The 23,089-nt window shown below is 63.9% G+C and carries 19 protein-coding genes; 10 read left to right on the top strand and 9 right to left on the bottom strand.

The window, feature by feature from the left end; all coding sequences use genetic code 11:
• Positions 1–25: 25 nt before the first annotated feature.
• The 4 genes from C7450_RS03235 (at position 26) to hisE (ending at position 4,047) form a co-directional block, all read left to right on the top strand.
• Positions 26–1,393: a murein hydrolase activator EnvC family protein gene (locus tag C7450_RS03235; protein ID WP_245449478.1), complete on the top strand. Its 1,368-nt coding sequence runs from the start codon at positions 26–28 to the stop codon at positions 1,391–1,393.
• Positions 1,393–2,742 (top strand): S41 family peptidase, encoded by a 1,350-nt coding sequence (locus C7450_RS03230; protein WP_110373236.1) that lies wholly within the window; start codon positions 1,393–1,395, stop codon positions 2,740–2,742. The genes C7450_RS03235 and C7450_RS03230 overlap by 1 nt, the downstream gene beginning before the upstream one ends.
• A 183-nt stretch (positions 2,743–2,925) precedes the next feature.
• Positions 2,926–3,480, top strand: a complete 555-nt coding sequence (locus C7450_RS03225) for an RNA pyrophosphohydrolase (RefSeq protein WP_110372913.1) — start codon at positions 2,926–2,928, stop codon at positions 3,478–3,480.
• 207 nt (positions 3,481–3,687) lie between these two features.
• Positions 3,688–4,047 carry a phosphoribosyl-ATP diphosphatase gene (gene hisE / locus C7450_RS03220; protein WP_110372912.1) on the top strand — a complete coding sequence of 120 codons (360 nt, stop codon included), beginning with the start codon at positions 3,688–3,690 and terminating at the stop codon, positions 4,045–4,047.
• Between the two features lie 53 nt (positions 4,048–4,100).
• Here hisE and C7450_RS03215 read toward each other — a convergent pair whose 3' ends face one another.
• The 4 genes from C7450_RS03215 to C7450_RS03200 all read right to left on the bottom strand — a co-directional run bounded on the left by C7450_RS03215 (position 4,101) and on the right by C7450_RS03200 (position 10,424).
• Positions 4,101–5,501, bottom strand: coding sequence for a surface polysaccharide polymerase (locus tag C7450_RS03215; protein WP_110372911.1), 1,401 nt, complete (start codon positions 5,499–5,501; stop codon positions 4,101–4,103).
• Positions 5,502–5,588: 87 nt separating this feature from the next.
• Positions 5,589–7,724 carry a GumC family protein gene (locus C7450_RS03210; protein WP_110372910.1) on the bottom strand — a complete coding sequence of 712 codons (2,136 nt, stop codon included), beginning with the start codon at positions 7,722–7,724 and terminating at the stop codon, positions 5,589–5,591.
• 274 nt (positions 7,725–7,998) lie between these two features.
• Positions 7,999–9,375, bottom strand: coding sequence for a glycoside hydrolase family 5 protein (locus C7450_RS03205; protein ID WP_110372909.1), 1,377 nt, complete (start codon positions 9,373–9,375; stop codon positions 7,999–8,001).
• Between the two features lie 2 nt (positions 9,376–9,377).
• Positions 9,378–10,424: a glycosyltransferase family 4 protein gene (locus tag C7450_RS03200; RefSeq protein ID WP_110372908.1), complete on the bottom strand. Its 1,047-nt coding sequence runs from the start codon at positions 10,422–10,424 to the stop codon at positions 9,378–9,380.
• Positions 10,425–10,528: 104 nt separating this feature from the next.
• Here C7450_RS03200 and C7450_RS03195 point away from each other — a divergent pair, with 104 nt between their 5' ends.
• Positions 10,529–11,914 (top strand): lipopolysaccharide biosynthesis protein, encoded by a 1,386-nt coding sequence (locus C7450_RS03195; RefSeq protein ID WP_245449450.1) that lies wholly within the window; start codon positions 10,529–10,531, stop codon positions 11,912–11,914.
• Positions 11,915–11,919: 5 nt separating this feature from the next.
• Here C7450_RS03195 and C7450_RS03190 read toward each other — a convergent pair whose 3' ends face one another.
• Positions 11,920–12,747: a WecB/TagA/CpsF family glycosyltransferase gene (locus C7450_RS03190; protein WP_110372906.1), complete on the bottom strand. Its 828-nt coding sequence runs from the start codon at positions 12,745–12,747 to the stop codon at positions 11,920–11,922.
• A gap of 246 nt (positions 12,748–12,993) precedes the next feature.
• On the opposite strand from C7450_RS03190, the gene C7450_RS03185 reads away from it, so the two are divergent.
• Complete coding sequence (locus C7450_RS03185) at positions 12,994–13,650, top strand: class I SAM-dependent methyltransferase (RefSeq protein ID WP_110372905.1); 657 nt, start codon at positions 12,994–12,996, stop codon at positions 13,648–13,650.
• A 54-nt stretch (positions 13,651–13,704) separates the two neighbouring features.
• Here the strand turns inward: C7450_RS03185 and C7450_RS03180 are convergent, their stop codons facing one another.
• The 3 genes from C7450_RS03180 to C7450_RS03170 all read right to left on the bottom strand — a co-directional run bounded on the left by C7450_RS03180 (position 13,705) and on the right by C7450_RS03170 (position 16,861).
• Positions 13,705–14,460 carry a polysaccharide deacetylase family protein gene (locus C7450_RS03180; protein WP_110372904.1) on the bottom strand — a complete coding sequence of 252 codons (756 nt, stop codon included), beginning with the start codon at positions 14,458–14,460 and terminating at the stop codon, positions 13,705–13,707.
• Entirely contained in the window at positions 14,457–15,593 is a 1,137-nt protein-coding gene (locus tag C7450_RS03175; RefSeq protein ID WP_110372903.1) for a GNAT family N-acetyltransferase, read from the bottom strand. The genes C7450_RS03180 and C7450_RS03175 overlap by 4 nt, the downstream gene beginning before the upstream one ends.
• Positions 15,594–15,715: 122 nt before the next feature.
• Positions 15,716–16,861, bottom strand: coding sequence for a glycosyltransferase (locus tag C7450_RS03170; RefSeq protein ID WP_170147018.1), 1,146 nt, complete (start codon positions 16,859–16,861; stop codon positions 15,716–15,718).
• 401 nt (positions 16,862–17,262) lie between these two features.
• Between C7450_RS03170 and C7450_RS03165 the strand changes: the two genes are divergently transcribed.
• The 4 genes from C7450_RS03165 to C7450_RS03150 all read left to right on the top strand — a co-directional run bounded on the left by C7450_RS03165 (position 17,263) and on the right by C7450_RS03150 (position 21,379).
• A complete protein-coding gene (locus C7450_RS03165) occupies positions 17,263–18,705 on the top strand; it encodes an undecaprenyl-phosphate glucose phosphotransferase (protein WP_110372901.1) in 1,443 nt (480 codons plus the stop codon).
• 628 nt (positions 18,706–19,333) lie between these two features.
• Positions 19,334–19,918, top strand: coding sequence for a phosphatase PAP2 family protein (locus C7450_RS03160; protein WP_110372900.1), 585 nt, complete (start codon positions 19,334–19,336; stop codon positions 19,916–19,918).
• Between the two features lie 366 nt (positions 19,919–20,284).
• Complete coding sequence (gene irr, locus C7450_RS03155) at positions 20,285–20,833, top strand: Fur family transcriptional regulator Irr (RefSeq protein ID WP_410369399.1); 549 nt, start codon at positions 20,285–20,287, stop codon at positions 20,831–20,833.
• A gap of 138 nt (positions 20,834–20,971) precedes the next feature.
• On the top strand, positions 20,972–21,379 hold the full coding sequence (locus tag C7450_RS03150; RefSeq protein ID WP_245449449.1) for a lysozyme inhibitor LprI family protein: 408 nt from the start codon (positions 20,972–20,974) through the stop codon (positions 21,377–21,379).
• Between the two features lie 25 nt (positions 21,380–21,404).
• On the opposite strand, the gene C7450_RS03145 is transcribed toward C7450_RS03150, so the two are convergent.
• Positions 21,405–22,691, bottom strand: a complete 1,287-nt coding sequence (locus C7450_RS03145) for an MFS transporter (RefSeq protein ID WP_110372899.1) — start codon at positions 22,689–22,691, stop codon at positions 21,405–21,407.
• Between the last annotated feature and the right edge of the window lie 398 nt (positions 22,692–23,089).

Genomic DNA, 23,089 nt, shown 5'->3' with positions numbered 1-23,089 from the left:
TTTCGCGAGTTCATCCTTGTCTGTGATGCCCGGCTTCTCGATGTCCAGGAGGGATGGAACGCGGCTGGCGACGGTGGCGGTTGCAGCGGGCACGCTGCTGGTCGCCGGCCATGGCTGGGCGCAGAACGCATCCCCGCCGCCCGCGACATCCTATGCGCCGCTCGAACAGGCCCAGCGCGCCCAGGAGGACAAGCTCCGCCACGAAGAGGAGCTCAAGGCGATCGAGAACGAGATGCGCGCGCGCGCCGATGCGCGGGCCAAGCTCGAAGGCGAGATTGCGTCATTGCGGGAGGATCGCGCCCGCCTCAACGCGGCGCTGATCGAGACGAATCAGCGCACCAACGCCGCCGAGACGCGGGTCAGTCAGATCGAGCAGCGCTTGTCCGTGCTCAATGCCAGCGAACAGGCGATTCGCCGGTCGCTCGCCAGCCGGCGCGACGTGATCGTCGAGGTTCTGGCGGCCCTCCAGCGCATGGGCCGGCGACCGCCGCCGGCCGTGCTGGTTCACCCCGACGACATGCTGGAGGCCGTGCGCAGTTCCATCCTGCTCGGCGCAGTCGTGCCTGAATTGAAGGCAGAGACCGAGGCGCTGGCCTCGGATCTCGCCGAACTCGTGCGCCTTCGCGAGACGATTGCCCATGATCGCGAAGCTTTGAAGACCGATCTCGCCACCCTTGCAGGCGAACGGGCACGGCTTTCCGGGCTCGTCGTGCTGCGCCAGCAGCAGCTCGGCGATGTGGAAAAGACGGCAGGCGACGAAGCGTCGCGCGTCGCGGCGCTGTCGTCCCAGGCCAAGAACCTCAAAGATTTGATCGATCGCATGGAGAGCGAGATCGCCTCGGCCCAGCGTGCGGCGGAGGCAGCGCGGCGGGCAGCGGCAGCCCAGACGACGCAGGAAAACGTTGCTGGCACTGCGTTCCGTGATCCGGCGCGGCTCTCGCCGAAGATTGCCTTTGCCGAGGCACGGGGGCTTTTGCCCCTGCCGGTCAGCGGCTCAAGATTGCGTGACTTCGGCGCATCCGATGGTTTCGGTGGAACCACCAAGGGCATATCTCTGGCAACGCGTCCGGCGGCGACCGTCGCATCGCCGGCGGACGGGTGGGTGGCCTTCGCCGGACCCTTCCGCTCTTTCGGACAACTCTTGATCATCAATGCGGGTGGCGGGTACTATATATTGCTAGCCGGAATGGAGCGGATCAACGTGGCGCTCGGGCAGTTCGTGCTGGCGGGAGAGCCAGTCGCTGTCATGGGTGAGACGGCGTCGCCGCTCTCGACGGCATTTGTAGGCGGATCGAACGGTCCCGTTCTGTATGTGGAGTTCCGCAAGGACGGTGGATCGATCGATCCGAGCCCGTGGTGGGCGAAATCGCAAGGCGAAAAGGTACGCGGATGATGCGTAAAGTTACTCTCGTGATGGTTGGCGCGCTGATCGGCGCGAGTGCGGCCGTGGTCGCCACGCAGTCGCCTCTTCTGACGAGTACGAGTGCGATTGCCGCTTCCGCTGAGACCTATCGTCAGTTGACGCTGTTCGGCGACGTGTTCGAGAAGATCCGCTCGGATTATGTGGAAAAGCCGGATGAGAGCAAGGTGGTCGAAGCTGCGATCAGCGGCATGCTTTCCTCGCTCGATCCGCATTCGAGCTACATGGATGCCAAGAGCTACCGCGACATGCAGGTGCAGACGCGCGGCGAGTTCGGCGGCCTCGGCATCGAAGTGACGATGGAAGACGGCCTCATCAAGGTGGTGAGCCCGATCGACGATACGCCCGCGGCACGCGCCGGCATATTGGCGAATGACATCATCACATCGATCGACGGCGAGCAGGTGCAGGGGCTGACCCTCAATCAGGCCGTCGACAAGATGCGCGGCCCGGTGAAGACCGACGTGAAGCTGAAGGTCGTCCGCTCGGGCCAGAAGGATCCGCTCGACATCACGCTGACGCGCGACGTCATCCGCATCAAGGCGGTGCGCTCCCGCGAGGAGGACGACGTCGGCTATCTACGCGTGTCCCAGTTCAACGAGCAGACCTTCGAGAATCTGAAGGAAGGCATCGAGAAGATCTCGGCGGCTATCCCCCAGGACAAGCTGAAGGGCTATGTGATCGATCTGCGCAACAATCCGGGCGGTCTGCTCGATCAGGCGATCCTGGTGTCGGATGCCTTCCTCGATCGTGGCGAGATCGTCTCGACCCGTGGGCGCAATGCCGACGAGACGCAGCGCTTCAACGCAAAGGCCGGTGATCTGGCCAAGGGCAAGCCGGTCGTGGTGCTCATCAACGGCGGCTCGGCTTCCGCGTCGGAAATCGTGGCCGGCGCGCTGCAGGACCACAAGCGTGCGACCGTGCTCGGCACCCGTTCCTTCGGCAAGGGCTCCGTGCAGACGATCATTCCGCTCGGCTCCAATGGTGCACTGCGCCTGACGACGGCCCGGTACTACACGCCGTCCGGCCGTTCCATCCAGGCGCGCGGCATCGATCCCGACATCGACATCGTGCCGAACGTGCCGGACGAGATAAAGGGCAAGGACGAGACCAAGGGCGAGGCGGGACTTCGGGGCCATCTGAAGAACAGCGACGACGAGCGTGGTGCGTCCTCGAGCTACATGCCGACCGACGCGACCAAGGACAACCAGCTCATAGCGGCATTCGATTTCCTGCGCGGCAAGGCCAATCCTGCCTTGCAGCCGAAGAAGGCGGATGCCTCCGCGGCTCAGAAGGACGGGGCGGCCCCGGCCAAGAACTAGGTTGATCTGAAAGCCGGTTTTTGCCGGGCGAGACCCCCGGCAATTGCCATCGGCAGTGCCGACCCGTAGAAGGGCGGCAGTCACGTTGCAGCACGGCCCCTGCGCAACCCGCGCAGGGGCCGTCCGCATTTGTCCGGCCGGCAGGGATGGCCCTTGCCGGGCCACGCATGCAGGGAGAGCGTCATGGCGGGGAACGATGCCGTTGAAGCGGGCGCGAGCCTTGGCCGGGAGGGCCAGGCCGAATTGCCCTATCGCCCCTGCGTCGGCGTGATGTTGCTCAATGGGCGCGGCGAGGTTTTCGTCGGGCGGCGTGCGGCTGGCAACGATCCGGAGCGCGTGGCCGCGCATTTCGCCTGGCAGATGCCCCAGGGCGGCATCGATGACGGCGAGGATCCTCTGACAGCCGCCCATCGCGAGCTCTACGAGGAAACCAATATTCGCTCGTCACGCCTCCTGGCGGAAGCGCCGGAATGGTTCAACTACGATCTGCCGTCGGAACTGATCGGCAAGGCCTGGAAGGGGCGCTATCGCGGTCAGACCCAGAAATGGTTCGCGCTCGGCTTTACCGGCGATGAAACGGAAATCGACATTCACACGCCGGGTGGGGGCGCCCATAGACCCGAATTCGAGGACTGGCGCTGGGAACCGATGGCGCATCTGCCTGAGCTCGTCGTGCCCTTCAAACGGCCGGTCTACGAGCAGGTGGTGGCGGCTTTCCGGCATTTGGCGGGGTCGTGAGAAGCCCCTGCGCATCTGGCCGGCGCAAAGGTATGGCACCCTGATCCGTGAATCGGGATGCGTTATGGTTGTGTTCTTCGTATAGTAACCAACCATGAGGCGTGGGACTTGATTTGCAAGTGATTGTCTGAGCGATGCCGCGTCGAGTGTGGTAGGGCGTCTTGCGACGAGCGGGGGGCGCGATTGTGAGGTCGCGGACGGACGACAATGAAGCATAGTGATGAATTGGGGCTATCCCCCGGGAGCGATTGCATCGAGCGCCTCTATGAGGCCGTGGTGGCGATCAAGCGTCATGGGCAGGGGGCTCCGCGGACGGTCAAGCTCGCCCAGGAAGGCGTCGCCAAGATGGCGAAGAAGCTCGTCGAGGAAGCCGCGGAAGTCGGGCTCGACGCCGTGCAGGGCGACCGCCCGCAGGTCATCCGTGAGAGCGCGGACCTTCTCTATCACCTCACCGTTCTGTGGGCGGAAACCGGCATCGATCCGGCTGAGGTTTGGGACGAGATGGAGCGCCGCGAGAAGCTCTACGGCATTGCCGAGAAACTGCTGAAGCCGGGCAGTCGCCTCTGACCGAGGCGGCAGGCGGGAGCACCTCCGTCGCTTGATCTCATCGGTCGGACCGGTCAGGTCGCATCCGCGAGGTTTAGAGCATTTTCGAGCGAAGTGGACACCGGTTCGCGTGAAGAAAATGCGCTAAAACAAAGACATGGATCATTTTCGCGATTCGGAGAAACGCGAAAATGCTCTAGTCCCGCGTTCTGCCTCTTGAGCCTGTCGGCGAAGTCCTTTCGCCGGACATCCTGGGCCATGGCCTCGGGGCTGCGCGCGCAGATGCCGGCGAGGAACCACAAGAGGGCGGCTGTCTTGATGGTTGCGAAAGAGACGCTGATGCACAGAAGCAGGATGATGTAGAAGGCGACAAAGAGTGTGAAACGCCGGGGCTGGCCGTCCGGCACGCGGATGAACACGAACACGGCCCATATCGCCGCGAATCCCAGGACGCCGAGCTGCGACAGGGCATAGGCATAGCCGGAGTCGTTGAAATCGGTGCTGGTATAGACAAGACCCATGGCCTCGCCGAGGTCGAGCGTGTTGATGAGCTGCCCAGCCAGCAGGAACCGGCCGAAGATCGTGTTGTCCCAGGCGATGTTGCCCTTCACCGCGGCATAGGTGATGAGGGCGATGATGGCGAGAAAGGGCGCGACGAAGATCACACCGGGGCGCACCAGCGGCGCGACGAGATAGAGCGCGAGCGTAATCCCGCAGAGATACATGCCGAAGCGCGCATCGCCGAGCACGAGGATCGTCATGATGGCGAGCGTTTTGGGGATCAAGGCCGCGGGTCGGTGAAAATCGCGGCTCAGCACCCAGGCGAAGGCAACCGCGCCGAAGTTTCCAACGGACACGGGTTCCAGGAAAACCGACGAAACGCGGTGCTCGCCCAGGAAAGGGAGAAGCGTCCGTCCCTCGAAGCGCGTGCCGGAGATGAAAAGCCCGGATTCGCCAGTGGATGCGGCCGCATCGACTGAACCACGCGACACATAATAGCCGATCACGTCGAAATATTTGAGGAAGGTGTCGAGGAACATCCATTCGAACAGAGCGGCCCCGAGCACGATAAGGATCGACCAGGTCACGGCTCTGTCGCCAAGGGCGAGATTGCCCCGCTTGAGGCCGAGACTATAGAAGACGACCGGAATCATGAGGTCGCGCAGGATCTTCGGGTCGATCACGCCGCGAAACAGCATCAATGCGCCGACGTAGGAGAAGATGCCGAGCAGCACGAAATAGAGCGCTTGGCTCCGGTCGGCCACCAGGAGAAACGCACAGCCGACCAGGACGACCTCGACCAGCATGACCATGCTGGCACCAACCCCCATGACATTCGTATTGACGAAGCACAGGGCGAAGTTGAAGGCGAGCGCAGCCAGCAGGATCGGAAGCACCAGGGACTGGCGAAAGTCGCTCTGCACTGGAGCCATGGCCACGGTCTGAATGCGGTTTGCTGCGTCTGCAACGCTCATAGCGTGATGCCATCACGGGGGCTAGGCCCAATCAACAGCCGGGGATAGGCGGCGTCCCTCGTCTGGAGGGACGCCAGGCCAAGATGCCTACGCCTCGATAAACACCAGGCCGACCGCGCGCGGACGCAGAGCGCGGATCGAGGCAACCGTCTCGTTCAAGGCGTGCTGGCGGGTCACGCCCTGGTCGACGAGGACGAGGACCATGTCGGCGGAGGCAATGAACCGCTGGACGGAGAGGTCATCCTGGGGCCGGGCCGCATCAACGAGCATCAGGCTCGGAGCATCGGCGCCCGCAGCGCCGATGTCGTCGAGCAGCGCGCGCTGGGAGCGCGCCATCTGCCCGGTGGCCGTGGCGCCCATCGGCAGGATGCGCAGGCTTGCGCCGGCGGGCAGGGGGGTGATGACGTTCTCGCTGGTCGCCTCGGTTGCCAGGACACGCTGGGAGAGCTGGCGGCTACGCGAGTCGCCGTCCACAAGCAGCGTGCGCTCGCCGTCCTGGGTGAAGGTCACGGCCAGGTCCACCGCCACCTTCGCCCGCAGGTCGTTGGCGTCCGGCGAAACGATGACGACGGTACGGGTATCGGACGGGGGCAGCATGCTCTCCAGGGAGAAGGCAAGTTGCCCAAGCAGGAATGGCTTGGTGACGGCCAGCTTCTCGATGGTCTTGAGATTGCTGCGGCCGCCGCGGCTCGAAGCCGGGAAGTTGAACTGGCTGCCGGGCGCGCGGCGCCAGGCGCCGGGCACGCTGGCGAGGATAGGCAGGGCGCTCGCGGCTGCGGCCTGATTGGCATCGCGCAGGCGGTCGTCGATCTGGTCGAGCCCCCAGGCCAGCGTGGTGCCAAGGCCGGCGCCAAGCAGAAGGCCGGCAGCGATGATCAGGAGAGGGGAGGCGCCGCTGCGGTCCTGCGGCAGCACGGCATCGCTGATGATGCGGGTGTTGCTCGTGTTCACGCCCTGCTGCTCGCTCAGTTCCTTGCTGCGCTGCAGATAGGACGCATAGACCGTGCGCGACGAGTCCGCTTCACGCTCCAGCTCGCGCAGCTGCACGCTCGTCTCATTGGTCGACAGCACGTTGTTCCTGAGGGCGGCGGCGCGCTTTTCCAGATCCGCGGCAGTCGCCTTGGCGCGGTCGAGATTGGCCGACATGGCGGTAGCGATGCGGCCGATCTCGGCGCGGATGAGCTGGCGGACCTGCTCGGCCTGGGCGGCGACAGCCTTCATTTGCGGGTGTTGCGGCAGCAGCGACTGGCCGAGCTCGGCCTGCTGGCGCATCAGCGCCGCATACTGCTCCTTGAGGGCCGAAATGCTGCTCGCCTGCAATGTCTCCGGCAGGACCAGCGCGTCGACGGCGCGGTTGTTCTGGACGGCTTTGACCTGGTCGACGCGCGACTGCAACTCAGCGACCTGGGCCTGTGCCGCCAGCAGCTGGGTGTTGAGGCCGCGCAGGTCCTGCTCGTCGGCGCGGCCACCGTCGATGCCGATGATGCGGTGGTCCTTCTTGTAGGCCTCCACCTTGCCCTCGGCGACCGTCACGCCCTCGCGCAGCTCCGAGAGGCGCGCCGCAAGCGCCGCATTGGCGCGGCCCACGGCTTCGGCGCGGGCGCGCTGTTCCTCGCCGATATAGACGTCGGCGACGGTGTTGGCGACGTGCTGGGACGTCTGCGGGTCTTCGGTCACGACGCCGATGTCGATGACGAAGGAGCGGTCGCCGCGGCGCACCGTCAGGCTCTTCTGCAAGGCCTTGAGAGCCTTGGAGAACCGGTCCTCGCGCGTGTCGGCGCCGAACAGTGCCATGACCCGGCTGCGCAGGCCGGCCGGGCGGGCCCCGAACTGGGGGTCGTTCTCGAGACCGGCCTTGTCGATGACCTTTTCGAGCACACTGCGGGACTCGATGACCTGCCGCTGGCTTTCCATGGCGATCAGGTCGTTGTCACCGGTCGTGGCGCGGTTGGCGATGTCGTTGTCGAGAATGCGCAGGCCGCGCGTGTCGATGAGCACCTGCGTCGTCGCGGTGTATTTGGCCGGCGTCACGGCGACGTAGCCGATGGCAAGAAGGGTCGTCGCGGCCGCGACGGCGCCGATGAGCGGAAGCCTGCGACGCAAACCCTGGAGCGTCGCCCATGGATCGAAACGGGCTGTGGCTTCGCCGATAAAGGGTTCGCTGACCGCGTTCATGGCGCGCAGATTGCCCAGGGGTTCGAAGCGAGAACTCATAACAGCCATGGTTGCCTCTCAGGCTCCGCAGGAGCGTCCGCCGGACCTTTCCCTCGCCTGCTCGAAACGTAATTGTCTCATTTCGGGACAATTACACAGGCTTGGGAGCGCCGACACACTCTGTTCAGCAAGCGGCAGGCCATGGCCCGGCATCCGTTCGGAACGCGGCGCTCTGGCTGATGAAGTTATTGATTCCTAATATCTTATGTAGAAAGGGATCGCTCGCTGCCGCGGCGCCTCTGTAAGGGCCCGTCTGTCCCGCGGCTGGATTCGGGGGCATTCCTCATCGCTTTGATACAGGCTGGCAGGATGCCGGCACCGTGAGGCCGATGGCCTGTATGAGAGCGGCGGCGGGACAATCGGCGCGCTCCATATCCTCCAGTCCGAAGGGCGGGCTCGCGAGGAGCCACAGTGTCCAACCCCATCCGTTGTCCGCGATGGCGGTTGCGACGTCACGCAGCCAGCGGGCACGTGAGGCATCATCGCCCGCTGTCGCGCCTTCCGGCCGCATCGCGCCGAATTCCGTAAAGACGATCTGCGCGGGGCGGATGTCGTTGCGCGTCTGCCACGCCTTCAAGCGGTCGAAGGCCTTGTCGATCGTGGCGCGGTCTGTGGCCGCCGTGAAATACCAGCGGATCGCCTTCTCCGCGGCGGCGTGCTGCCTGTCGCGCTCGGCCGGCTGCCAGCGGGACGTAGCGGCGAAGGCCGCCTCCGTCCGCGCAAGGGTGTCCTCGACACGGCCGCTTGCGGCCGGATAGGGCACGCCGCGTACCTCGGCGAGAAAGGGCAAGGTCCAGGTCGAGCCCTGGTGGGTGAAGACGAACGGGTCGTAGAAATGCGCGCTCACCAGGTTGCGTCGATCCCTGAAAAGGGAACCGTCGAGCCTGACGAGCCCCTTGATGGTCGACCAGCAGCCTCCTGTCAGCAGGAGCGGCAGCGTCCGACCGTCCTTGCGCAGCGTCTCGACGAGGGCTCGCTGGTGCACGGTCCAGTCCGTTCGCGTCTGCGCGCGGCAGGCCTGCTGCGGCTCATTCATGAGTTCGAGCGCGACGGGCGGGCCGGCCGGCAGACCATCGAGCCTGCGCGCGATATGGCGGGCGAGCGCCCGATAGCGCCGAAACTGCGGGCCATGGACCCCGTCGAGAAAGGCGTCCGGCAAGGCCCCGTTCAGGCCCGGTGCCATCAGCGTAATGATGACCCCGAGGCCCTCCGTGCGATAGCGCCTGACGGCCTGCTCCACGTCATCGAGCAACTTGTCGCGGCCGTGCCGGTCATTCTCCAAGAGGGGCCCGAAATCCATCGGCAGCCGGACATGGTCGAATCCGAGGGTCTTGAGGCGGGCGGGCTCGGTTATATCAGGCGCTGCATAGGGCGCGGACGCATAGACGGTGCGCCCGGCGCGGACATCCGTCGCGGGGAAAGCAAACCAGGTGACATTGGTGCCGCGCCGGAATGCGGGGACGGCATCATCCGCACGAAGCGCATCCATGGGGGCAGAACCGACAGGCGCAGACCCCGCGGGCGCAGGATCCGCGGAGGCGCCAGCCAGCGCAGGCGACTGCGCCGCGGCCAGCGTGACGAGCGTGACGCCGGTCAGCACGCTCCGCAGAAGCCGGCCCATGGAATCGCCCGTTCGGACGGCCATGCCGTGGAAGGACATGCTCAATGCGCGACTTGCAGGAGATCGAGATAGGAATCGACCATGCGCTCGCGCGCATATTTGGCCGTTACCGCGCGGGCCGCCTCCCGACGCATCGCCGGCGGCGGCGGATTGCGCAGCATCTGCCCCAGCGAATCCTTCCAGCGCTTCACATCATGCGGATTGGCGAAGCGGATCGGTGCGATTTCGCCGGTGGCGAGGACCTCGCGCAGCACATCGAGATCGGCGACGACCGAGGGCAGGCCGACCATGGCCGCCTCGACCGCCGCAAGCCCGAATGTCTCCCAGACGGAGGGAAAGGCGAAGACATCGGCGGCCGCAAACAGTTCCGGCACGTCGGCCGGCGCGACATTGCCGAGCAGGATCAGCCGCTCCTGCACACCAAATGCCTGAGCGAGCGCTTCGATTTGCGCGCGCCGCGGGCCGTCTCCGGCGATGACCAGCGTCGCACCCGGCAGCGCCGGCAGGGCCTTGACCAGCACGTCCTGGTTCTTCTGGTCCACGAGGCGGCCGACATTGAGGATGAGCTTGCCCGTGGCAGGCAGGCCGAAACGCTGCCGCGCCTGCGCCATCGTCAAGCTGGGACGCGGCGCATCGAGGCCATGCTCGATCAGCTTGAGGCCGCGCCGATATGTCATCGGGTATTGCGTGAACTCGTTCTGCGTGAAGACGGAATTGGCGATATTGGCGGTGTAGCCGCCGGTGGTTCCGACGAGGCGGTCGAGCCACCGCACAATGGGCGCGGTTTCGCGGGGAACCGCGGTCTGATGCACGATGCGGTGCTTGTAGCCCGCGAGGCGGCCCGCGGTGCCCACCAGGATGGACGCCGTCGCCTGATAGGCGATCGCCGCGTCGTAGCCGCCGCGCATGATGCGCCGCGCCATGGAAATAGCCGCTCTGAGCTTGTCCTTCGCCGGCATGAAGGGACGCGGGAACATGATCGCCGTCTCGACATCGACGCCATGCTGGGCGAGCCCCTGTCCGATCATATTGGCGAGGGTCTGGATGCCGCCAATCTCGTCGGTATGGAGGATTTGCAGGACTTTCATCACATTCCCTGACGGTCGGTGGCTTGTAAGGGCGCGCGAGACATTGGATAGGATGCGGGGCGGGCGTCTTGGCCCGGTCGCAATAGCCAATGAAGCAAGGTCACATGCTGCTTTTCCTTGCCGCGCGCGTTCTGTCGGCGGTCGGCAATCTGGTCGCCCTTGCCATCTTCTCGCGGATGGCAGGTCCAGTGACCTATGGTGAATATCTCCTGATCTTCGCCTGGACCAGCATCGTCTATGGCTTCTCCACGCAATGGATGCGCTTCGCCTTCTTCGGCGTATACCGTCGTGAGGCTGCTGGCGACTATATCGCCTCTTTCGGCGTACTGTTGAGCATAGCGCTCGTCGGTGTTGCCGGCGTCCTCTCGGGGCTGTGGGTTGTGGGGATCGCCGGGCCCGAGTTCCTCGTGGCCGTGTTCATCCTGCTCGTCAGCATGGCCGGTTACGAGGCGCTGCTCGAAATCAGCCGCACGCGCCTGAAGGCCGGCACCGTCGCCGTGCTCATGCTGTTGCGCGCGGGCCTGGTCATTGCTTTCGGTGCGGCTGCGCTGACGATGACCGGCAGCGCCGTCTCGCTCGCCTTTGCCGTGGCGCTGGCCCATGCCGGTGCCGCCATCCCCGGCATCATGGCCATTCGCGACGTGCGACTCGTGCCGAGCCGGCACGCCATGCGCTCGCTGGTGGTATACGGCTGGCCGTTGCTGATCTCCTTCGGCGTCATGGCCGTGGGACAAAGTGTCGACCGCCTGCTGCTCGCCCATTTCGGCGGCCCCGGAGCGCTTGGCCCCTATGGCGTCGTGGCCGATTTCCTGCGCCAGGCCTTCATGGTTGTTGGCGAATCGATCGCCATGGCGCTCGTCACCGTCGCCAAGCAGCATGCCAATTCCGGCGAGCGCGACGATGCGGATCGGGTTTTGCGCCATGCTTTCAATGCCTGCATGGCCACGGCCACCTTCGGTGCGGTGTTCTTCCTCGTCTTCGGCGACGTGGTGGTGCGGCTTCTCGTTGGCGAGGCCTTCTATGAGCCGACGCGGACCCAGATCCCCCTGTTCGCGATCGCCTTCGGCTTCATGACCATGCGCAACTTCTACTTCGCGCAGGTCATCTATTTCTCGAGCGCCAGCCATCTCGAACTCGTCGTGTCGCTCATCTTCGTGGCGACATCCGCTCTGCTCGCCACCCTCCTGGTTCCCTGGGAAGGCGCCATGGGCGCGGCGATCGCGCTGATGTCCGCGCATATCCTCGCCTGCGTCATCTTCGTCATTCTCGGTCGCCGGTATTACCGCATGCCGGTTGACAAGACGGGACTCGTTGTCATCAGCCTTCTGGCGCTCGCGACCCTCGTCGCGGATATCGCCATTGAGCAATTCATCACCGCCCCCATGGCCGCGCTCGCAGCCAAGGCACTGGTCTTCGCTGCCTTGGGTGGCGTAGCCATTCTGCGCTTTGATCTGCTGCATCTGTCGCGTCCGCGCAAGGGCAGGGCTTAGTCTGGTCATCCCCGTGTCCAGACAGGCGTGCTGTGGGGTGCGAGGCGTTCTCTTGCAACCCGCGCGAGGAAAGCGAAGTTCCCCCGAAGGTAACGGCGTGCCATGCGGCGCGGTTCCAGCAGGAGGCGGAAGACCCATTCACATTGCAGGCGCCGCACGAGCGCCGGGGCTCGCGGCTTGGTGCCTGAGGCAAAATCGAACAGTCCACCGACCGAGATGCCGATGCGGCAGCCGGTGTCGGCCAAATAGCGGCTCATCCAAAGCTCCTGGCGCGGGCTTCCCAGCGCCACGAGCACGAGATCGGCTCCCGAGGCCGCGATGGCGTCGGCGACGCCAGACGCCTCCCGATCGGTGAAATAGCCGTGCCGCGTCCCGACATAGCGATGCTGCGGCGCGCGGGCCTGGAAGGCTGCGCGCACCTTCTCGGCAACCCCCTCGGTGCCGCCCAGGAGGAAGATGCGAAAGATCCGGCTCGTCCTCTCAAGATAAAGCGGTACGAAATCAGTGCCGTTGAGGTTGTCCGGGAAGGCCTCGCCATGCAGGAGGCGCGTCGCGATATCCAGTCCGATGCCGTCGTTGAGGACGAGCCCACGCCGAAAGGCGGCCGCGACGTCGGCATTCTCCCAGCAGAGATTGGCATTGTGGGCGTTGAGAAAAGCGACCTGCAGCGGTTCGCCCGCTTCTGCGGCGCCGCTCAGACGATCGAGCTCGTCGATCATGACATCGCTCGTCGCCGCGGTGACCGGAATGCCGAAAATCGGCCGGTTGCCATTGGGACGGTCTGCGCCGGTTAACGCGCGCTGTCCGGGAATTGTGCAATCGGCATGTGCCATTTTAATACACTCCACACGCTTCTGGCGGGTCTCGCTGTCCGGGTTGCAAGAGCTGAACCACACCGCCGAAGTCTGCGTAGGACCATTTGGAGCCAAGCGGGACTTGGGTTTCAGGCCGTTGGCATGGTCTGTCGCGTTGCAGCGCGTCAACTGGCGCGGCCTTTGCTCTCAGTGGTAGCGAAGCGGCGGTTGGTCCCAAGCAAACACACTGTCCGCCCCTCATTTTTTCCCTAAAGGGGATTTGTCATGTCGCTCGCTACCACCGAAACCGCCGTCTATCAGAACAAGTTCCGCCGTCGCCGGCTGGAACGCTTCCTCGGCCTCGTCGACGAAGTCCTCAAGACGAAGCGCCATTGCCGCGTGCTCGATGTCGGCGGCGGCGTTTCCTACTGGAAGGGGCTTGAGGACCTGTGGAGCGACAGGCCGCTCCATATCACCCTGGTGAACCTGACCGCCGAGACGGTGCCGGACAGCCGCTTCGTGAGCCTCGCCGGCGACGCCTGCAGCATGCCGGATTTCGACAACAATGCCTTCGACATCGTCCATTCCAACTCGGTGCTGGAGCATGTCGGCAGCTTTGCCAACAAGCGCCGCATGGCGGACGAAATCCAGCGCCTCGCGCCGCGCCATTTTGTGCAGACGCCGAATTTCTGGTTCCCGATCGAGCCGCATTTCCGCACGCCGATGATCCACTGGCTGCCTGAGCCGCTCCGGGTTGCCGCGGTGATGCGCAGGAAGCTCGGCTTCTACCCCAAGGCGGAGACGCGTGATCAGGCCTATGAGATCCTGGGCGATGCAAGCCTGCTCGATGTGCGCGACATGCAGTCGCTTTTCCCGAACTCCGCGATCGAGCGCGAAAAGTTCTATGGCTTCACCAAGTCGCTGATCGCCGTTCGCGGCTGAGCGGCGTAACGTCCGGCGGGCTTGCCGCGTCGGCCCTTGCCGTCCTTCGCGGCCTCAGGCCTCCGGCAGGCCGATCCGCGCGAGCGCTTCCCGCACTGTCACGCAGGGAAAGCCGCGGGCCTCCACGGCTTCGATCACCTCGGTCATGAGCCGGGGGGAGGCGCCAATCCAGCTCGGGTTGTCGGCGACGTCATGGGTGTAGAAGATGACCCAGCCGTTCTGCGCCGCCGCCGCATCGAGCGTCCGGGCCAGTTTGTCCGCTGTCAGCGTCCGGTCGTAGAGTTCGGTGACCCGCAGCATGGCTCGGTCGATGCGGCCGGCGTTCAGGCCTTCATAGACGCTGCGGCAACTGGTGAAGCGGCGTTGCAGATCGCGCTTGCGCGGCAGCGACTGGCGGCCGAAGGGATAGGCGAAGTTCGGCAGGTCGATCGGGCCGCAGATGGCGGTCAGCGCGGCGTGGTTGGCGTCGCATTGCGCGGCGAGTTCCGCCGCGCTCAGCTCATCCACCTTGCGGTGGTCATGGGTATGGCAGCCGATTTCGTGCCCGGCCGCATTCAAGCGGCGGATATCGTCGGCCGTCGCCAGGTTCCAGAATTCGTCACGGGTGCCGAGAAGGCCCGCGGCGACATAGAAGGTGCCCTTGATGCCATGGGCGTCGAGAATGGCCGCGCCGTGACGCGCCGCGGAATCGGCAATATCGTCGAAGGTGAAAGAGACCAGCGGTTCGCGGTTGCGCATTCCCAGCGGCTGCGTGTTGAGGTGGCGGCCCGCCTTGCGGGCGAGGCCCGCCATGAACTCCCTGAGCTTCATCCCCTGCGGCCTCCTTCGTTCCTGTGTTGCCGCCCGGCGGGCTCTTGCCGGTGCAGCCGTTCGCGCAGGCGAAAAGCGGCACAATAGGCAAGTCCCGCTGCCGTCCGGGCCGACAGATGCGTGGAGAGGGGGAACGACCCGGTGATCCACGCATCCTTCCAGCGCTCGGCGCCGCAGCCGAGGTCGACGATCCCGTCGCCGGAACGGGCGACATGCCGCAGCACCTCCAGCAGAAGCGCGGAGCCGATCGACGTCTTGCCGAAGCGCGCCCGGTCGAGGCTTGGCAGGATGTAGTAGAGGTGGTTGCCGCAGAGGTAGCCGAGATGCGTGGCCGCGAGCTGCCCATCGATGGTAGCGGTTGCGACGGTGCGCAGCGCCTTCGCTTGCGATCTCTCGGCCAACCCGGTGAAAAACGCGCGCTGTCCGGGGAGTTCCAGCACGTCGAGGCCGATGGTCGCGACATATTGCGCGCTCTTCTGCCGGAAGGTGAAATCGAGAATGGCCGGCAGCGCGGCTGAGGGCGGATCGAAGTCGATCGTCACCGCGCCCCGGCGCTGGAGCTGACCGAGCTTGCTGGCGGCCTGCCGCGCCTGTCCGCGGCGGGCGGGATCCTTGATATAGGCGTCGAGATCCGGCCCCGGTGCGATGAACGTGCCGCGATCGCCGCTCACGCGGAGCGCCAGATGGGCCAGCGGGTTCGGCGTTCCGAGGACGGTGGGCGGAACCTTGCGGAGGTCGACGGCGTCGATGCGCGGCAGGGCGCGCAGGATGCTCTGCCACAGGCGGTGAAAGACATCGGCCTCGAATTGATAGCCGCGGCGGATGATCGGGGCGCCATAGTCCGCAACGCCACCGTCCATGAAGCGCAGGATCTGCAGGCCCCAGCGCGCCTCGCGCGCGAAAGCGAAGCGGCAAACCGCACCATCGCCGTCGCTGACCGTGACGAGAAGCCCTTGGGAGCGCCGCGCGGCGCCGATGGTGTCCATCCACAGGGCGAGGAATTCGCGCGTCTGAAAGGCATGGACATCAAAAGAGCCGCTGTCCGCGGCCGAAGGCCAGTCGACGGCGGCGAGGTCTTCGCCGGCATGGATCTCGATCAGGTAGGGCTCATGACGAAGGCGGGCAATGGGCAAGGAACGGCGGATCCATCTATCCGGGGTAATGGCAGAAACGGCCGGTCAAATCATCGACGCGATCTATTGCAAAAGACAAGCGAATGATCGGGCTGAAATGGGCAATCTCGGCCGTATCGGTTTTACGGGGTCGCGAGGCTGAGGTGCCTGACAGATGCTCTAATATGCCAGGCTATGCTGAGAAATTCCGCGGCTGCACGATCGGTCCGGTGCTCGAGCCCCCGCTCCATCAAGGCGTTACGATCAACCTCCCGCCCGAATTCACCGGAAATGGCGGCTGCGAGGTCACGCGGGTCGCGGGTTGGCACGAGCCTCCCGAAGCGCCCATGATCCAGGATCTCGCGGGGGCCATAGGGGCAGTCGGTGGCGACGACCTGCGTCCCGCAGGCCAGCGCCTCGACGAGCGAATTGCCGAAACCTTCATAGAGCGAGCAGGATACCGCGATCTCCGCACGCTGGAACCAGGGGAACGGATCACGTGCATAGCCGGCAAAGGCGATTCGATCATCGAGGCCAAGCCGGGTCGCCAGTCGCTCGAGACGGGCGCGCTCCCGCCCCTCGCCGACGAGGAGCAGCCGCCAGGCGACGTCGCGTGGTACGAAGGCCATGGCGCGGATCAAATCGCGGTAGCCCTTCTCCGCCGAGAGGCGCCCCATGGCCACGATGAGGCCGGCTTCGCGTGCCGATTGCGACGCATGGGCGCGCAGCGATGCCGCGACGGCCGGTGTGATGATCGGCTTTGTGCGCAGCACGGAGATCATGGCCGCCGGAACGCCAAACAGATCAATCAGATCCCGGCGCGCACCCTCCGTCAGGGTCACGACATGATCGGCATGGCGGTAGAGCCGCGCCATGCGGTAGGCCAGCCTGTTCTGCACGTAGGGATCGTGCTTGATGCCGACCGAAGGAACGCCGACCTCGCGCAGGATAAGCCCGGGGCGATCGGAGCGGGGGAGCAGGCGAACGGCCAGCACGCAGGCGATGTTGAGGCTGGCCTCGGAGCTCAGCACGATATCGAAACGCGCGTCGAGGAAGACACGACGTAACCGATGGACGGACATGCGGATGCGCGGTGCCAGTTCGACCACGGGGATGCCCTTGTCGAGCAGGCAACTGAGCGGCCCCTGGCTGCGCAGCACCATGACCGTGACCTTGGCGCCCGTCCGCGCAAGCGCATTCGCGAGCAACACCGCGTCCCGCTGCGCGCCGCCGCCGGCAAACCCCCCGAGGATGACGCCGATGGATATCTGTCCGGCTGGCTGATCCATTAATCCCGCTGACATGCGGGCCTGATATGCCGCAGCCCGCTCCCCGTTCACACGCTATCGGTTCTTAACGCGGGCCGCACCTGCCTTCAACACGTGCCTGGGGCGTCCACGGCGCATGACCGCCGGCCGGGGTGCGGCGTGCACCCGCGGCTGTGCCAATGCCGGGCAGCGCTGTGTCGCGAAGACCGCGCCGACATATTTCGTTAACCTTTGCAGGAGCGGCCCGGACCCCAGGGGTCCGCCGGATTCTTGAAAAAATTAATGAAATCAAAACCCTAACGGGAGGTTGAGGGCATCTGCGAATGCTGGCATGCGGCCTGCAACCCATGGGCTCGCAGGCGACGGTTGTTTCAATAAGAGACAATGGGCCGCCTCCGCGAGTTCCTTAGGGCTTAACGCGCATGGCCGAGACCGACACCATCCCTACGCATGCTGATTTTTCCGCCGAGGGCACGACCTTGTCGCGGAGTGTGTTTTCCGCGGCCGCCTTGGTGGGGGACGTCGCCGTCATCGTCGGTGCATCGTGGCTGACAGGCATAGCCTACCATTGGCTGGCCTACGGTGACGCCGGGCCGCTCGCGCTTTTTCTCAATGCGGGGCTCGCAACTGCGGTGCTCTTCGTTGCCTTCGGGGTGCTCTCAGGCGCCTATCATCATACGCGGTATCTCTCGTTCCGCTCGCATGCGACGAGCGTTGTGCGCTTGTGGACGCTGGCCTTTCTCTCGGTCGTGCTGCTTCTTTTCGTCCTGAAGACGTCGGAAGACTATTCCCGCGGCGCCTTTCTCCTCCTTTACGCGGTTTGCCCGATCGCGCTCCTCGTCGGCCGCTACGCCATGGTCGCCCTGGTATCCGCTGCCAATGACCGCGGACTGATCGCGAGCCAGCGCCTGTATGTCGTTGGCGGCAAGAGCGATATCGCGGCGTTTCTCAAGCGCTACCGGCCGGGCAAGTTCGGCGTGAAGGTGGTCGGCACCGCCATCATTGAGCCGCGCCAGGCCGGTGAAGACGCGGAGGATGCAGCCGGCCTGCGCCATGCCGTGGAGAGCGCGCGCCGCCTGAACTCCGACTCGGTGTTCATCGCCTTGCCTTGGTCCGATCTCGCGACCATCGACCAGACCGTCAAGGCATTCTCGAAGATCCCGGCCGAGATCCATCTCAGCCCGGAGCGGATTCTCGAGCGCTTCGAGGATGTCAGCCTCGTGCAGCGCGGTCCGCTGTCCAGCCTGCAGCTCGCGCGCCCTCCGCTTGCACCGTACGAAGTCATTTTCAAGCGCAGCTTCGATATTGTGGTCGCGAGCCTTGCGCTGATCATGCTCAGTCCGTTGATGCTGATCGTGGCCGCGCTCGTGCGGCTCGACTCCAAGGGACCGGCGCTCTTCGTCCAGCGGCGCTTCGGCTTCAACCAGAAAGAGTTCCGGATCTATAAGTTCCGCACGATGATGACGCAGGACGACGGTGACGTCATTCGTCAGGCAACCCGCAACGATCCGCGCGTGACGCGCATCGGGCGCCGCCTGCGCCGCTGGAATCTCGACGAGTTGCCACAGCTGATCAATGTCCTGCAGGGACATATGTCGATTGTCGGGCCGCGCCCGCATGCGCTGGCCCATGACCGGGAGTATGAGGCCAAGATCGGCTCGTATGCCCGCCGCCACAACATGAAGCCCGGTATCACCGGCTGGGCGCAGGTGAATGGCTATCGCGGCCAGACCGACACGGATTCGAAGATGGAGAAGCGGGTCGAATTCGATCTCTACTACATCGACAACTGGTCCCTTTTCCTCGACATCAAGATCATGGCCATGACGGTGTTTCACCCGCATTCCTACCGGAATGCCCTCTGATCGATGGGCTTTGACCAATTCACAGGCCTGGTGGGATCAGAATGTTCCCGGCGATGGAGCGACGCGGTCGGTCCATCGCCTTGGTCTTGCTCGCCACGCAAGCCGTAACGCGCGGGTGACCGGCCGGCGCCCACGCGCGCGGGACAGTCCAAAATCAGCATGCGATCAAGGGCCTGTGGCGGCTTTCGCCGAGCAGGTTTTCACCAAACGCTGGATGTGCCAGTCCCGGGAGGCTCGGCTCGTCATCCCCAAGTTCGCTGCAAAAGCAAGTTCGCTGCCCAAGCAAGTTCGCTGCGCGAGACAGCGCTGCGGCGAATTTTTCGATCAGAACGAAAATGGAAGCAACGGATGCTAGTGGTTCTGCTCCGACATTTGCATCCGCCTGATACGGGCCTCGGAGCAAATGTCGGAGTCAAGAGAACCACTAGCAAGTTAATGGTTCTAGTGGAGCTTTTGAATTTGACATTTGATCCGGAGCCTGATGTGAGGCGGGACTCAAATGTTAAATTCGCTCCACTAGTGTCCTTGTGATTCTGAAACGCATCGGCACTGTGATCGAGATTCGTGCGTTTCGGGCGTGGGACATCTGGCTGCGTCCGCCAGCCGGGAATAATGGATTGCGATCGATATGCTGCACCGTGTGACGGGCTTGGGGGACGTGGGTATCCTGTTGCCCGTCGGCGTCGTCATCACGTTGTTTTGCTGGTTTGGCGGCCATCGCCGCCTGGCGCTGCAGTGGCTCATTCTCCTCATTGCCGGCATGGGGCTGACGGGTGTCGCCAAGCTGGCGTTCCATGTCTGTGGCGACGTGCTGACGGGCGATCGCATCCGCAGCCCGAGCGGGCATGTCGCGCTGAGCCTCATCGTCTATGGCGGATTGGCGATCAGCTTGTCCGGCGGTCGTTCGCTCCTCACCAAAGTGCTGTTCGCAGCGGGAGGGACACTGCTCATTCTGCTCATCGCCTGGAGCCGCGTGCGGCTTGGGTATCACACGCGCTCGGAGGTCCTCGCCGGTTTTCTTCTGGGCGGCTTCTGCCTTGCCGGCTTCGCCGCAACCTATCGCCAGGAGCGCCTTTCCATCGTCAGCCTCATCTTGGTCGCTGTGGTCCTGGCGAGCCTGGCCTATCTGCTCCGCCAGCTATCTCTGACGCCCGAGCACCACGTGCAGGACCTTGCCGAAGAGATCCAGCAATGGCTCGACCTATGCCGATGAAGACGGACGCGATGATGGGGGAGGTCGCGGGCATGGCGCGCTGCGGACATCGCGCCATGGGGCGGCTGTGTGAAACGGCGGCTCTGAGCTGTAAAGGCGGGAGACGGTGCACTTTCGTGCTGTTGCGTCAGCGGCGAGAGTCTCTGCGCTGGGTTGCGCATGCTTCCTCACTTGCCCTGCACGATCTCGTCGCAATAAGCCATGATCCTGTTTGTAGAACTGTTCTGAATCGGAGCAAAATTTAATTTAAAACAGTTATAAACTGAGAATAGATCGATCGACTTGATGATGGCTCGGTGGATTTTATTGCTAAATCATGTTGCAATGGAGAATGCCTCGCGTATAGGTGTGATCGAGGAATTTGATATGTCAGATCATCTACGCCTTCCCACAGCGCGCGGGATCCCCGTGCATTCCGAGCTGGCCGCTCTGCTCGAAAGTCCGATGGCGCCGGTGAAGACCGGTTGTGGCTTCCATGATGTGCGGGAGATCCTGCGTGCGGCCGGTCTCCGGCCGACGCGCCAGCGCCTCATGCTGGGTTGGCTCCTGTTTTCCAAAGGCCACCGCCATGTGACGGCAGAGCTTCTCTATACGGAAGCGACCCGTGCCAAGGCGGCGGTGTCGCTCGCCACGGTCTACAATACGCTGCACCAGTTCACGGAAGCGGGCCTCCTGCGCCAGTTGGCCGTCGATGGGACCAAGAGCTACTTCGACACCAATGTGTCCGTGCATCACCACTATTTCATCGAGGATGACCAGGCCCTCGTCGACATTCCGGAAGGGGTGATTTCGGCCAGCGCGCTTGCTGGCCCCCCGCCGGCTGCACCGGAAGGCATGGAACTCCTCGGCGTCGAACTCATCGTGCGGGTTCGCCGCATGGTTCGCAAGGGCTCGCGGCATACCGGCGAGGCCTGACAAGGTGCGCAGGGCCAAGGAAGGTGCCGCCAGGAGGCCGGTAAGGCGCTGAAGGTTCCGCTGCCCTTCGTCATCAGAGCTTCAATCATCGCGGCAATCACTCTATACCGGCACGTCCGACGGTGTGAGGAATGCACAATGGCGATGAACAAGCCCTTGGCCGCGCTGGTTGCGCTGACGCTCGGCCTCTCGTTTGCCTTACCGGCGGCATGGGCGGATGAGGCCTATGATCGCTGCATCAAGCAGGCGAACGCGACCACCATAACCTATAGCACCTGCGGCAGCGACTGGCTGAAGCGCGAGGACGGCAAGCTCAACGCCGCGTGGAAGCGCGTTTTCGCGCAGGCACAGGGCCAGACCAGGACGGATCTGCTCGACGCGCAGCGCGCCTGGATTGCCTACAAGGAAAAGGCCTGCGGCTTCTACGCAAATGGGGATTGGGGAACGGATGGCCGGGCTATCCAGTATCCCATCTGTCAGGCCGCCGTCATCGCTGCACGCACGCATGATCTGGAGGCGATCGGCAAGTTCCTCGCGCCGCAATAGCAAGCGCGCGAAGCCTCTCAACGTCTCAACGCTCATGCATCGTCGGGGCCGTGCGTATGATCCGCGCGCGATGACCGGTTCGGGACGTCATCGCCGCAAGGCCAAGCCCAAGCGCGATGATGGCGATGCCCCAGGCCCGATAGTAAAGGCTGATGTCATTGATGGTCACCAGCGTAGGCAGCAGGTAAACCGCCATCCCGATGGCACTTGTCAGCATCGCGGTCAATGCCTGCGTGCGGCCGATCTGCGCCGGATCGGTGAGCATCAGGAGGCGGCCGTTGCATAATGCCCGGGACAGGGAGAACAGGCCGCCCATGATCGCATAGATGATAACCGACAGGCTGACCCATTGTGACAGGGAGAAGCCGATCATCGTCAGGCCGAGAAGCGCAAGCAGCAGAAATTCAAGCCAGCTCTTGTAGGTGCGGCGCTGCAGGGTCGCCGATACGGCCAGGATCAAGCCGCCGCCAGCCGACCAGGCGGCTTCGAGGAGGCCGAAGACATCGCTGCCGGCGTGGAGCGTATCGCGCACGAAGCCCGGTACAAGCGTATTCGTCATTTGTGCGACCGAGAAAAGAAGAGCGACGCCAATCATCAAGGGCAAGATATGGCGAGTCTCGAAAGCATAGCGAAGACCGGCGCGCCAATCTTCCGAAAAACTCGCGCGTGTTTTCTCCGGCGCCTGCGACATGCCCCGTGTGAAATACTCGCCAAGTAGCAGCAATGCGATAGCGATTACGATGAAGATTATGATGCACGTCTGGGCACCCCAGAGATGGAGCACGATGCCTGATGCGCCGCTGCCCAGGATGAAGCCGGCCTGCCCGACGATGGACAGGCGCAGAATGATGTTCATGCGCTTGTCGGCGGGAAAGAAGGATTGAAAGGCGCCACCCATGGCGCCGACGCTGATGGCCGGGCCCGCCGCACTGAGAATCGTGAAGCTGAACAGGCCGAGGGTCAGCCAGGCCTGGTCCTGAAGCCCGGCGAGAAGGGTGCAGGCGGCGATCACGCGTAGAAGCTGGCTACGCAGAATCATGCTGCGGCGGCTCTGGCGGTCGACGAGCACGCCGCCGACAGCGGAGAAGCTGATGCTGACGGCGCTGCCCGTGAAATAGAGCTGGCCCACGAGGGCAATGGACGTGTGGTCGATAGCGATCCACGAGACGACAATGAGCCCGGTGCCGACGAGGAACATCGAAAAAAAAGAGAACAAGACATAGCAGGTGAAGGCCCAGTTCGGGCCACGTTCGCCGTCGCCGGAATCCGGCTGTTTTTGCCGTGAAGGGGCGTTCGTTTGGGGAACTTGCATGCCTACCGTCAACTATCCGGCTTTTCATGGGGCGGACCCGGCGGAGTCGCCGTGTCGGGCACTCTCGTTCCAGGCAAATAGCGCAATCGCCGCGCTCGTATTCTTGAGCTATTATAAATCATAGTCGTGGTCAACTTCATAATTTGCCAGCAAATTGAAACCATATTTTGCTTAATTAAGTTGAGTAAATAATATTCACAATGTGTATTGACGCTCGATTGCGATTTGTTATTTGTTTGAAGTTGGCATTACATGTATCGGTAATGCGAGTGTATCGCGCAATGTGAATAATATATTGCGTGGATACAACTGATATACAGAAAGGTAAAGAGATGGATATTGATACGGAAATGGTCCTCGATCTTGACGCTCTCATGGGTGACATGGAGGCCTGCTTG

It is taken from the genome of Chelatococcus asaccharovorans (genome assembly GCF_003201475.1).
Classification (GTDB): Bacteria; Pseudomonadota; Alphaproteobacteria; order Rhizobiales; family Beijerinckiaceae; genus Chelatococcus; species Chelatococcus asaccharovorans.
Note: the sequence above shows the minus strand (reverse complement) of the source record. Positions and strands in the feature narration are given on the sequence as shown.

Bases quoted from the DNA above. Each gene is read 5' to 3' on its own strand.
- C7450_RS03235 (WP_245449478.1), top strand. From the start codon at position 26: ATGCCCGGCTTCTCGATGTCCAGGAGGGATGGAACGCGGCTGGCGACG.
- C7450_RS03230 (WP_110373236.1), top strand. From the start codon at position 1,393: ATGCGTAAAGTTACTCTCGTGATGGTTGGCGCGCTGATCGGCGCGAGT.
- C7450_RS03225 (WP_110372913.1), top strand. From the start codon at position 2,926: ATGGCGGGGAACGATGCCGTTGAAGCGGGCGCGAGCCTTGGCCGGGAG.
- hisE (WP_110372912.1), top strand. From the start codon at position 3,688: ATGAAGCATAGTGATGAATTGGGGCTATCCCCCGGGAGCGATTGCATC.
- C7450_RS03215 (WP_110372911.1), bottom strand. From the start codon at position 5,501: ATGAGCGTTGCAGACGCAGCAAACCGCATTCAGACCGTGGCCATGGCT.
- C7450_RS03210 (WP_110372910.1), bottom strand. From the start codon at position 7,724: ATGGCTGTTATGAGTTCTCGCTTCGAACCCCTGGGCAATCTGCGCGCC.
- C7450_RS03205 (WP_110372909.1), bottom strand. From the start codon at position 9,375: ATGTCCTTCCACGGCATGGCCGTCCGAACGGGCGATTCCATGGGCCGG.
- C7450_RS03200 (WP_110372908.1), bottom strand. From the start codon at position 10,424: ATGAAAGTCCTGCAAATCCTCCATACCGACGAGATTGGCGGCATCCAG.
- C7450_RS03195 (WP_245449450.1), top strand. From the start codon at position 10,529: ATGCTGCTTTTCCTTGCCGCGCGCGTTCTGTCGGCGGTCGGCAATCTG.
- C7450_RS03190 (WP_110372906.1), bottom strand. From the start codon at position 12,747: ATGGCACATGCCGATTGCACAATTCCCGGACAGCGCGCGTTAACCGGC.
- C7450_RS03185 (WP_110372905.1), top strand. From the start codon at position 12,994: ATGTCGCTCGCTACCACCGAAACCGCCGTCTATCAGAACAAGTTCCGC.
- C7450_RS03180 (WP_110372904.1), bottom strand. From the start codon at position 14,460: ATGAAGCTCAGGGAGTTCATGGCGGGCCTCGCCCGCAAGGCGGGCCGC.
- C7450_RS03170 (WP_170147018.1), bottom strand. From the start codon at position 16,861: ATGGATCAGCCAGCCGGACAGATATCCATCGGCGTCATCCTCGGGGGG.
- C7450_RS03165 (WP_110372901.1), top strand. From the start codon at position 17,263: ATGGCCGAGACCGACACCATCCCTACGCATGCTGATTTTTCCGCCGAG.
- C7450_RS03160 (WP_110372900.1), top strand. From the start codon at position 19,334: ATGCTGCACCGTGTGACGGGCTTGGGGGACGTGGGTATCCTGTTGCCC.
- irr (WP_410369399.1), top strand. From the start codon at position 20,285: ATGTCAGATCATCTACGCCTTCCCACAGCGCGCGGGATCCCCGTGCAT.
- C7450_RS03150 (WP_245449449.1), top strand. From the start codon at position 20,972: ATGGCGATGAACAAGCCCTTGGCCGCGCTGGTTGCGCTGACGCTCGGC.
- C7450_RS03145 (WP_110372899.1), bottom strand. From the start codon at position 22,691: ATGCAAGTTCCCCAAACGAACGCCCCTTCACGGCAAAAACAGCCGGAT.